Source organism: Achromobacter sp. LC458 (genome assembly GCF_001005835.2).
Classification (GTDB): domain Bacteria; phylum Pseudomonadota; class Gammaproteobacteria; order Burkholderiales; family Burkholderiaceae_B; genus Achromobacter; species Achromobacter spanius_B.
Window position 1 is genome coordinate 44,881 of sequence record NZ_LBHW02000040.1, and the last position, 10,033, is coordinate 54,913.

Below are 10,033 nucleotides of genomic sequence, written 5' to 3' on the forward strand. Positions count from 1 at the left end.
GATCCTTAATACGACTTCGGCAGCCCCAGCACCTTTTCGGCGATAAAGCACATGATCAGCTGCGGGCTGACGGGCGCAATGCGCGGAATGAAGCTTTCGCGCAGCAGCCGTTCCACGTGGTATTCCTTGGCGTAGCCCATGCCGCCCAGCGTCATCACCGCCGTCTGGCAGGCGTTGTAGCCGGCTTCGGCCGCCAGGTATTTGGCGGTGTTGGCGTAGGGGCCGCAGGGCAGGCCGGCGTCGTACAGGCTGGCGGCCTTGAACACCATCAGGTCGGCGGCCTCCAGCTGCATCCAGGCTTGTGCAAGCGGGTGCTGGATACCCTGGTTCTGGCCAATGGGGCGGCCGAATACGGTGCGTTCGCCGGCATACTTCACCGCCCGGTCCAGCGCCGCGCGGCCAATGCCCACGGCTTCCGCCGCGATCAGGATGCGTTCGGGGTTCAAGCCGTGCAGGATGTATTCAAAGCCTCGGCCCTCTTCGCCGATGCGGTCGGCCACGGGGATGCGCAGGCCATCGATGAACAGCATGTTCGAGTCCACGGCTTTGCGGCCCATTTTCTCGATTTCACGCACCTCGATCTTTTCGCGGTCCAGGTCCGTATAGAACAGCGACAGGCCCTGGGTGGGTTTGTCTACCTCGGACAACGGCGTGGTGCGCGCCAGCAGCAGCATTTTGGTGGCAACCTGCGCCGTCGATATCCAGATCTTGCGCCCATGCACCACGTATTCATCGCCCTGGCGCACCGCCCGGGTCGACAGCTTGGTGGTGTCCAGCCCGGCATCGGGCTCGGTCACGGCGAAGCAGGCTTTCTCGCGGCCGGCGATCAGTGGTTCCAGCCAGCGGCTGCGTTGTTCGTCACTGCCGAAGACCACCACCGGATTCAGCCCGAAGATGTTCATGTGCACGGCGGACGCGCCGGTAAAACCCGCGCCGGACGCGGCGATGGTCTGCATCATCAGCGCGGCCTCTGTCATGCCCAGGCCGGCGCCACCGTATTCCTGCGGCATGGCGATGCCCAGCCAGCCGTCGCGGGCCAGATCGGCATGCAGCGGCTCGGGAAAGCCGCCTTCGCGGTCGCGTTCCAGCCAGTATTCGTCGGGGTAGCGGTCGCAGATGCGCGAAACGGCGTCGCGCAGCGCCAATTGGTCGGGGGTGAAAGCAAAGTCCATCAGTCGTTTCCGTCCTGGGTAATGCCACGGGCGAGCAGGTCGTCGATCCGGGCGTCGTCGTAGCCGGCCTGCGCCAGCACCTCGCGGCTGTGTTCGCCCAGCCGGGGGGCGGGCCGGCGCAGCGATGTCGGCGTGCCTTGGTAATGGCCCAGCGGCGCGGGGGTGCGCAGCGGGCCTTCGCTGGGGTGGTCGATGTGGCGGATGAAGTCGGTGGCGGCCAGGTGCTCGTCTTGCAGCAGGTCGTCCACCGTGTACAACTGCGAGGCCGGGATGTCGGCCCCCGCCATCGCTGCCAGCCAGTGGTCCGTGGAGCGGGTGCGAATCACGTCTGCCACGAAGGCGTAGACCTCGCTGATGTGCGCCGCCCGCGCGCCATGCGTGCAAAAGCGCGGGTCCTGGGCCAATTCCGGCTGCTCGATCAGCTTGAAGAAGTTGCGCCAGTGCTTGTCGTTGTAGATCAGCAGGCACAGATAACCGTCGGCCGTGGCGTAGGGGCGGCGGTGCGGCGCCAGCAGCCGGGCGTAGCCGGTGGGCCCCAGCGGCGGTTCAAAGGTCGCCCCGCCCAGGTGATCGCCCAGCACCAGGTGCGCCATGCCTTCAAACATCGGGATCTCGACCTGTTGGCCGCGCCCCGTGGTCTTGGCGTGCAGCACGGCCGACACCAGGGCGATGCCTACGTGCAGGCCCACCGCGCGGTCCGCCAGCGTCAGCGGCGCGTAGCGCGGCACGTCGCCGCTTTGCTGGGCCGACAGCGCCGCGATGCCCGTCTGCCCCTGGATCAGGTCGTCGTACGCGGGCCGGCCGGCGTAGGGGCCGGCCTCGCCAAACCCGTAGGCGCCCAGGTAAACGATGCGCGGGTTGCGCGCGGCCACCGCCTCGTACGACAAGCCCAGCCGCGCCATGGCTTGGGGCCGGATGTTGTAGAGCAGTGCGTCGCAGCTTTCCGCCAGCTTCAAGCAAGCCGCCAGGCCCTCGGGCGTCTTCAGGTCCAGCACGATGGACCGCTTGTTGCGGTTCAGGTGCAGGTACAAGTGGCCCATGCCCGGATTGCGCATGGGGCCCACGGCGCGCATGTTGTCGCCCGCGGGCGATTCCACCTTGATGACGTCCGCGCCCAGGTCCGCCAGCGTCTGGGTGGCGTAAGGGCCCATCACGACCGAGCTCAGGTCCAGGATGCGCACCCCGGCAAGCGGGCCGCCGGCGGCGGCATCAGTGGATGAATGCGGCGTCATTGTTGTTGGATCCCCGCGTCTTTGATCAGCTTGCCCCACAGGTCGCGCTGTTCGCTGACGAACGTGGCGAAGTCCTGCGGCGTACCCGAGAAGGCGTCGAAGCCCAGGCCCGCCAGGCGCTTCTTCACGTCGGGATTGGCCACCACTTTGTTGATCGCGGCGTTCAACTTGGCGACCACCTCGGGCGGCAGGCCGGCCGGGCCGAAGTAGCCGTTCCAGGAATTCAGGTCAAAGTCCTTCACGCCCGCCTCGGCCATGGACGGCAGGTCCGGCACGATGGCGCTGCGCTCGGCGGTGGACACGGCCAGGGCCCGCAGTTGACCGGACTGCACGAACGGCAGGCCGGAAGCCAGGTCGGTGAACATGAAATCCACCTGCCCACCCACCACGTCGGTCAGCCCCTGCGGCGTGCCCTTGTACGGCACGTGCAGGATGTCGATCTTGGCGCGGTCGGCCAGCGTTGCGCCCGCGACGATGCCCGTGCTGTTGCCGCTGGCATAGGTGATGCGGCCCGGGTTTTTCTTCGCGTCGGCCACCAGTTCGGCCACGTTCTTCCACGGCCGTTTCGGGTTCACGACCAGGATGAAGGGCAGGTTGCCGCCGCGCGCGATGGGCGTGAAATCCTTGACGGGGTCGTAGGACACGTTCTTCATCAGCCAGGGGGCGGCCGAGTGCGACGTATTGGTGGTGACGAACAAGGTGTAGCCGTCCGGCTTGGCGCGCGCCACATAGCTGGCCGCGATGGTCGCGTTGGCGCCGGGCTTGTTCTCGACGACGATCTGTTGGCCCAGGATGGTCGACAGCTCCTGCCCGAAGATGCGGCCGACGGCATCGGTGCCTGAACCGGCCGGGAACGGCACGATCAACGTAATGGGTTTGTTGGGGTAGTCGGCCGCCTGCGCCAGGGGCGCGGCCAACAATGCCGCGCCGCTGAGCAGGGCGGTACCGAATAGACGGAAGGGGTGCATGGGTTGTCTCCAGTTTTTATAGATAGGAATGCAAGCGCGGCTCTGCGTCCGCTGCCTGGTGCCGCGCCGCGTCAGGCGGCGGGCGAGGGCGCCGGAAAGTCCCGGATCACGCGGTCGGGGGATTCTTCGTACGGAGGGGTGTAGATCACCAGCAGCCTGGCGGGCTCGTCGCTGGTCACGGTAAATACGTGGGGGATGTCGGGCGGGAAGTAGCAGCAGTCGCCCGCCACCATGTCGGCCGTTTCGTCCGCCACCTGCGCGCGCGCGGTGCCGGACAACAGATAGCAGACCTGTTCGATGCCCGGATGCGCATGCGGCAGCGCGCCCTGGCCTTTTTCAATCACGCCCAGCAGCACTTCCACGCCACGCGCGCCGACCGTGTCGGGGCTGATCAGCCGGCGGTTCAAGGTGCCGGTGTGATTGGCGGGGTGATAGCCGGGGATGTCGGCTTCGCGAACCAGCCAGCGGGGGGGTGAAGATTGCGTCATGTTTGTCCGTCTAAGTTTTCATACGTAAATTCATTTTCACGTATGCGAAAAACATCGGCAAGCGCTTTTTCGGAATCGATACCGTGGCGCGCCCTAGGGGATTAGGGAAAACACCGGGCACCGGCTGTTAAAATCCTGGGCTGATCTCCTCTCTCGGCCCCGACATGTCCCCCGTTTCTTCGCCTGACGCTTCCGCCACCCTGTCCGACTGGCTCCAGTACCTGGAATCCATACACGCCACCGCGATCGACATGGGCCTGGACCGCGTGCGCGACGTGGCCACCCGCATGGGGCTTGAGCTGTCGGGCGTGAAGTTCGTGGTGGGCGGCACCAACGGCAAGGGGTCCACCTGTGCCATGCTTGAAGCCATCCTGCTGGCTGCCGGCTACAAGGTCGGGCTGTACACGTCGCCCCACCTGATCGACTTCAACGAACGTGCCCGCGTCAACGGCCAGATCGCCTCTGACGCCGAGCTGATCGCGCAGTTCCAGGCGGTCGAAGCGGCGCGGGGCGAGGTTTCGCTGACCTACTTTGAATTCACCACGCTGGCCATCTTGCGGCTGTTCTCGCAAACGCGGCTGGACGCCATCGTGCTGGAAGTGGGGCTGGGCGGGCGGCTGGACGCCGTCAACATCGTCGACGCCGATTGCGCCATCGTCACCAGCGTAGACCTTGACCACACCGACTGGCTGGGCGACACCCGCGAAAAAATCGGCTTCGAAAAGGCCCACATCTATCGCGCTGGCCGTCCGGCCATTTGCAGCGACCCGGTGCCCCCGCAATCGCTGCTGGACCACGTTGAAAAAATCGGCGCGGATCTCTGGCTGTTCGGGCGCGACTACAACTATTCCGGCGACCGCCAGCAATGGGCGTATGGCGGGCGCGAACAGCGCCGCAGCGCGCTGGCGTACCCGGCGCTGCGCGGGGCCAACCAGCTGCTGAACGCGTCCGCCGCGCTGGCCGCGCTGGAATCGGTGCGCGACCGGCTGCCGGTGCAGCAGCAGGCGGTGCGGCTTGGGTTGCTGCAAGCCTCGCTGCCGGGCCGCTTCCAGATTCTGCCCGGTCAGCCGTCGGTCATCCTGGATGTGGCGCACAACCCGCATGCCGCAGCCGTGCTGGCGCAGAACCTGGACAACATGGGCTTTCATCCCTACACCCACGCGGTGTTCGGCATGCTGAACGACAAGGACCTGGCCGGCGTCATCGCCAAGCTGGGCTCCCGCATCGACCACTGGTATTGCGCAGGGCTGCCGGGGCCGCGCGGCACGTCGGGCCAGGCGCTGGCCGACAAGGTGGCCGCCGCCTTGCCGCCATCGCCCGCGGGGGCGGAAAGCCCCAGCATCGCCGCCTTCGACGATCCCGCGCAAGCCTACGCGGCGGCGCGCGAACGGGCGGTCGAGAATGATAGAATCGTCGTGTTTGGGTCGTTTCTCACCGTGGCCTCGGTTTTGCAGGCTCTGGGTCGCAAGGCATAGGCAAAACGGGACATGGCGGCCCGCCGCCATATTGCCGCAAGGCGCCGCAAGGAATTCTCTTCCATGGGTTTTTTCAATCGCAAAGATCCTGCCGACCAGGCGCAGTCCTCTAAACGGGCGGCAGTGCCTAGCGAGGTTCAGGCTGCGCAGCTGCGCGGCCGTGCGCGGCGCAGGTTGGCAGGCGCCGTCGCCCTGGTGCTGGCGGCGGTCATCATCCTGCCCATGGTGCTTGATTCGCAACCGGTGCCGGTTGCCGACAACATTCCCATCCGCGTGCCGGACCGCAACACACCCTTCCAACCGCAGGTAAGCGAGCCGCAGGCCGCCGGGTCCGGTGCTGCCGCGTCGGGCGCAGCCGCCGCCAATGGCGCCGCCACGGGCACCGCGCCTACCGAAACCCCGGTGCCCACGCCGCCTGCCGTGACCTCCACGCCGCCCGCCGCGACGGCGTCCAGCGCGCAAGGAACCACCGTGCAGGTCACGCCGCCCCTGGTGCCGCCCAAGCCCGAAGCCAAGCCCAAGCCGGAACCCAAGCCCGAGGCCAAGCCGGAAGCCAAACCGGCTACCCCCGCCAAGCCCGACACGCGTTCCGATGACGGCGCGCGCGCTTTGGCGCTGCTGGAAGGGCGCGCGGCACCGGCTGCTTCGGCGCCGGCCGCCGCGCCCAAGCCTGCCGCCAAGGGCAATTTCGTGTTGCAGATCGCGGCGTACACCACGTCGGAAGACGCCCAATCGCGTCGCGCCAAGCTGCATCAGGCGGGCGTCACCAACGCATTTGTTGAACAAGCCTCCATCGGAGGCAAGCAGCAGTACCGTTTGCGCGTGGGGCCGTTCCCCTCTCGCGAAGCGGCACAGGCGGCCCAGGCGCGTTTGCGCACCTTGGGCTATGACAATGGTTTTATCGCCGCCCAATAGTGACCGGTTTCGACTTCGTCGTGCTGGCCATCCTGGCGGTCTCGGGTGTGCTGGGCCTGGTGCGCGGCCTGCTCAAAGAGGTGCTGTCGCTGGTCGCCTATCTGCTGGCCTTTGTGGCCGCGATATGGTGGGGTCCCACGGTGTATACGTGGCTAGAGCCCTATATTGAAACGACGCTGCTGCGCATGGGAGTCTCATACGCCGTGGTGTTCATCCTCGTGCTGCTCGGTGTGGGTTTGGTCAACATGACGCTAGCCGCCTTGATCCGCAGTACCGGACTCAGCCCGGCCGATCACGGCCTGGGCGGAATGTTCGGGCTGGCCCGTGGTCTGCTGATCGTGCTGGCGTTGGTGGCCGCTGCCGGCTACACGCCGCTGCCCCAAGAGCCGTGGTGGAAGGACGCCATGTTTTCGCATTCGGCCATCGAGGCCATCAAACATATCAAAACGTGGCTGCCGCCGTCTTTGGCGACTTGGCTGCCGTATTGATTAGCTTCAAATCAACCAGGAAATCTCACCATGTGTGGAATCGTAGGGGTCATCGGGCGCGGGCCGGTCAACCAGCTGCTCTATGACAGCTTGCTGTTGTTGCAGCATCGCGGGCAGGACGCCGCGGGCATCGCGACGTCGCAAGGCAACCAATTCAATATGTACAAGGCTCACGGCCTGGTGCGCGACGTCTTCCGTACGCGCAACATGCGTTCGTTGCCCGGTACGTCCGGCGTCGGCCAGGTTCGCTATCCCACCGCGGGCTCCAGCGCCAGCGAGGAAGAGGCCCAGCCGTTCTACGTCAACGCCCCGTTCGGCATCATGTTTGCCCACAACGGCAACCTGACCAACTGGCGTGAACTGCGTGAATCGCTGTACCGCGTCGACCGTCGCCACATCAACACGAATTCCGATTCCGAAGTGCTGCTGAACGTGCTTGCGCACGAGCTGCAATCCTCGGCCAACGGTGTGTCGCTAGACGACGACGCGATCTTCCGTGCGGTGTCGGCCGTGCATAAGCGCGTGCGTGGCGCCTATGCGGTCGTGGCGCAGATTTCCGGTTACGGCCTGCTGGCCTTCCGCGACCCCAACGGCATCCGCCCGTTGTGTATCGGCCGCATGGAAACCGACGAAGGCGTTGAATGGATGGTGGCCTCGGAATCCGTGGCGCTGGAAGGCAGCGGCTTTGTCTTCGTGCGCGACGTCGAGCCCGGCGAAGCCGTGTTCGTCGACCTGGACGGCCGCTTCGTCAGCCGCCAGTGCGCCGAGAACCCGCAACTGGTGCCCTGCATTTTCGAATACGTGTACTTCGCGCGTCCGGATTCGCTGATCGACGGCGTGTCGGTCTACGACGCCCGCCTGCGCATGGGCGAGTACCTGGCCGACAAGGTCGCGCGCAACATGCGCCTGGGCGACATCGATGTCGTCATGCCGATTCCGGATTCCTCGCGTCCCGCCGCCATGCAGCTGGCCGCGCGCCTGAACCTGGACTACCGCGAAGGGCTCATCAAGAACCGCTACGTGGGCCGCACGTTCATCATGCCGGGCCAGGCCGTGCGCCGTAAGTCCGTGCGCCAGAAGCTCAATGCCATCGGCATGGAATTCAAGGGCAAGAACGTGCTGCTGGTTGATGACTCCATCGTGCGCGGCACCACCAGCCGCGAAATCGTCGACATGGCGCGCGCCGCCGGCGCCAACAAGGTGTACTTCGCGTCCGCCGCGCCCCCGGTGCGATTCCCGAACGTGTACGGCATCGACATGCCCACGCAATCGGAACTGATCGCCACCGGCCGCACCGACGAAGAAATCGCCCGCGCCATCGGCGCCGATTCGTTGATCTACCAGGATCTGTCCGACATGCAGCAGTCGGTGCGTGACCTGAACCCCAAGATGCAGCGCTTTGAGGCTTCGTGCTTCGACGGCGAATACGTCACGGGCGACATCACCGCCGAATACCTGGCCCGCCTGGGTCAGTCGCGCGCCGAACCCGGCCAGGACGAAGGCGCCAGCGGCTTGCAATTCAACATGGGCTACGCCGCCAACGACGCCTGATCTACCCCTGCGCGCCGCGGCCATCCTCTTGGCCGCGGTAAGCGGCCGGCAACCCTTGCTGGCCGCAGCAGGCGCCCCAATTCAACAGTTTTGACGTGTGCCCGATGCCCGGGTTGAACGTGTTGGTGGGGTCTAGTTCCCGATAAAACGCAGCCAGCGCCGGCTTGGCAACATACAAGTGCCCCACGTTGTGCTCGGCCGGATATTCCGCCTGCCGCGCGTCCAGCAACGCCCACATGCGATGCTCCATCGCGACCGGGTCGACGCCCTTGCGCACGATGTAGTCCTGGTGAAACACGTGGCAGAAAAAGTGCCCGTAATACAGCTTGTGCACGATGTCGCGTTCCATGTTGGCCGGCAGGGTCTCGACCCATTCCCGGTCATTGCGGCGCAACGCGATGTCCAGCGGCACGATGTCCTGCACCGTTGAGCGATGCGTGTCGCGATAGCGGATTGCCGCGCCCGCGATGGCAAAACGATGCAGAAAGGCCTTGCGTCCTTCTTCGGCGTCGCATTCAAAGAATGCGGCGTCCTTGCGCCCCGCGAATTGCTTCGTCAAAAACGCGCGCGTGGCCTCGATCGTATCGTTGGACACGCGCAGCAGCAGGTGGTGTTCGTAGCGGTCGCGGTAGTCGCGCATGCGGCGCGGCAGATGATTTGGCAGCAGCGCCACAACGGCCTGTATCGCGCGGTCGATCAGGCCCGGCAGGCCCAGCCGTTCCGCCATGCCGTCCAGCCGGCTCTTGATGGCAAAGGCCTTGGGTACGCGGGCGGTGCCCAGTTTGTCGATCAGCAAAAACACGTCTTTGCCATAGCGCGCGCCGATATCGAATGCGTCGCGATGGATGTATTCGCCCGCGATAGGCAGCCGTGGAAGCTTGGCCAACAGTTCGCGGCGCACGGCGGTCAGGTCATCGGGCAGGTTGCTGCCGATATAAAACACCGTGCTGGGTTCGCGCTCGAACGTGTCCAGCCGCACCGCGAACAGGCACACACGGCCGGCCGAGCCGGAGGCCTCGTGCAGGCGTGAGGGGTCCGCATTGAAGCGCGCCGGCGTGGGGGCGTCAATCTGGCGCACATGGTCGGCATAGTTGGGGTCTGACGCCGCGCCCACGTCATCGCTGATATCGCCGGGACCATAGTCGCCGGCCTGCAAACGGGTCAGGATCTCTTCGGGCGTCTGGCCCAGGTCGATGCCCAGATGGTTGACCAGGTTAAGCGAACCGTCTTCGTCCAGCCGCGCGTACAGCGCCAGTTCGGTGTACGCGGGCCCGCGCCGCAGCAAGGCGCCGCCCGAGTTGTTGCACACGCCGCCCAGCACCGACGCCCCAATGCAGGACGACCCGATCACCGAATGCGGTTCGCGGCCCAGCGGCGCCAGCGTCTGCTCCAGCCGGTCCAGCGTGGCGCCGGGCAGGCACACCACCTGCCGCCCGTCGCGGATCACCTGCACCCCCGGAATGCGCAGCGTGCTGATCAGCACGATCTCGCGGTCGTACTGATCGCCATCGGGCGTGGACCCGCCGGTCAGCCCGGTGTTGGCGGCCTGCATGATGACGATGCGCCCCGATTGCACCACGGCTTGCAGCACACGCCATTGCTCCAGCAAGCTGCCGGGGCGTACCACCGCAAGCACACGGCCTTCGCCCGTGCGATGGCCGCGACGAAAGCGGCGCGTGGCCGCATCGCCGGTCAGTACATGCGCGTTGCCGACCACGGCGCGCAGTTGGGTCAGCAATTCGGT

General features: G+C 66.0%; 9 protein-coding genes. 4 read left to right on the forward strand and 5 right to left on the reverse strand.

Features of this window, described 5'->3' with window-relative positions:
• Nucleotides 1–5: 5 nt before the first annotated feature.
• From YH64_RS24815 to YH64_RS24830, 4 genes are all read right to left on the reverse strand, one after another.
• On the reverse strand, nt 6–1,172 hold the full coding sequence (locus tag YH64_RS24815) for an acyl-CoA dehydrogenase family protein (RefSeq protein WP_046807462.1): 1,167 nt from the start codon (nt 1,170–1,172) through the stop codon (nt 6–8).
• Entirely contained in the window at nt 1,172–2,404 is a 1,233-nt protein-coding gene (locus YH64_RS24820) for a CaiB/BaiF CoA-transferase family protein (protein WP_046807461.1), read from the reverse strand. The genes YH64_RS24815 and YH64_RS24820 overlap by 1 nt, the downstream gene beginning before the upstream one ends.
• Entirely contained in the window at nt 2,401–3,372 is a 972-nt protein-coding gene (locus YH64_RS24825; protein WP_046807460.1) for a tripartite tricarboxylate transporter substrate binding protein, read from the reverse strand. The genes YH64_RS24820 and YH64_RS24825 overlap by 4 nt, the downstream gene beginning before the upstream one ends.
• A 71-nt stretch (nt 3,373–3,443) precedes the next feature.
• Nucleotides 3,444–3,860 carry a cupin domain-containing protein gene (locus tag YH64_RS24830; protein WP_046807459.1) on the reverse strand — a complete coding sequence of 139 codons (417 nt, stop codon included), beginning with the start codon at nt 3,858–3,860 and terminating at the stop codon, nt 3,444–3,446.
• Nucleotides 3,861–4,024: 164 nt separating this feature from the next.
• Between YH64_RS24830 and folC the strand changes: the two genes are divergently transcribed.
• The 4 genes from folC to purF all read left to right on the forward strand — a co-directional run bounded on the left by folC (nt 4,025) and on the right by purF (nt 8,289).
• Nucleotides 4,025–5,335 carry a bifunctional tetrahydrofolate synthase/dihydrofolate synthase gene (gene folC, locus YH64_RS24835; RefSeq protein WP_046807458.1) on the forward strand — a complete coding sequence of 437 codons (1,311 nt, stop codon included), beginning with the start codon at nt 4,025–4,027 and terminating at the stop codon, nt 5,333–5,335.
• 63 nt (nt 5,336–5,398) lie between these two features.
• Nucleotides 5,399–6,250, forward strand: a complete 852-nt coding sequence (locus YH64_RS24840) for an SPOR domain-containing protein (protein WP_046807480.1) — start codon at nt 5,399–5,401, stop codon at nt 6,248–6,250.
• Nucleotides 6,250–6,738 (forward strand): CvpA family protein, encoded by a 489-nt coding sequence (locus tag YH64_RS24845; protein WP_046807457.1) that lies wholly within the window; start codon nt 6,250–6,252, stop codon nt 6,736–6,738. Before YH64_RS24840 ends, YH64_RS24845 begins: the two co-directional genes overlap by 1 nt.
• Before the next feature lie 30 nt (nt 6,739–6,768).
• Nucleotides 6,769–8,289 (forward strand): amidophosphoribosyltransferase, encoded by a 1,521-nt coding sequence (purF, locus tag YH64_RS24850; protein ID WP_046807456.1) that lies wholly within the window; start codon nt 6,769–6,771, stop codon nt 8,287–8,289.
• 1 nt (nt 8,290) lies between these two features.
• Here the strand turns inward: purF and dld are convergent, their stop codons facing one another.
• Nucleotides 8,291–10,027, reverse strand: a complete 1,737-nt coding sequence (gene dld / locus YH64_RS24855) for a D-lactate dehydrogenase (protein ID WP_255444726.1) — start codon at nt 10,025–10,027, stop codon at nt 8,291–8,293.
• Nucleotides 10,028–10,033: the final 6 nt, after the last annotated feature.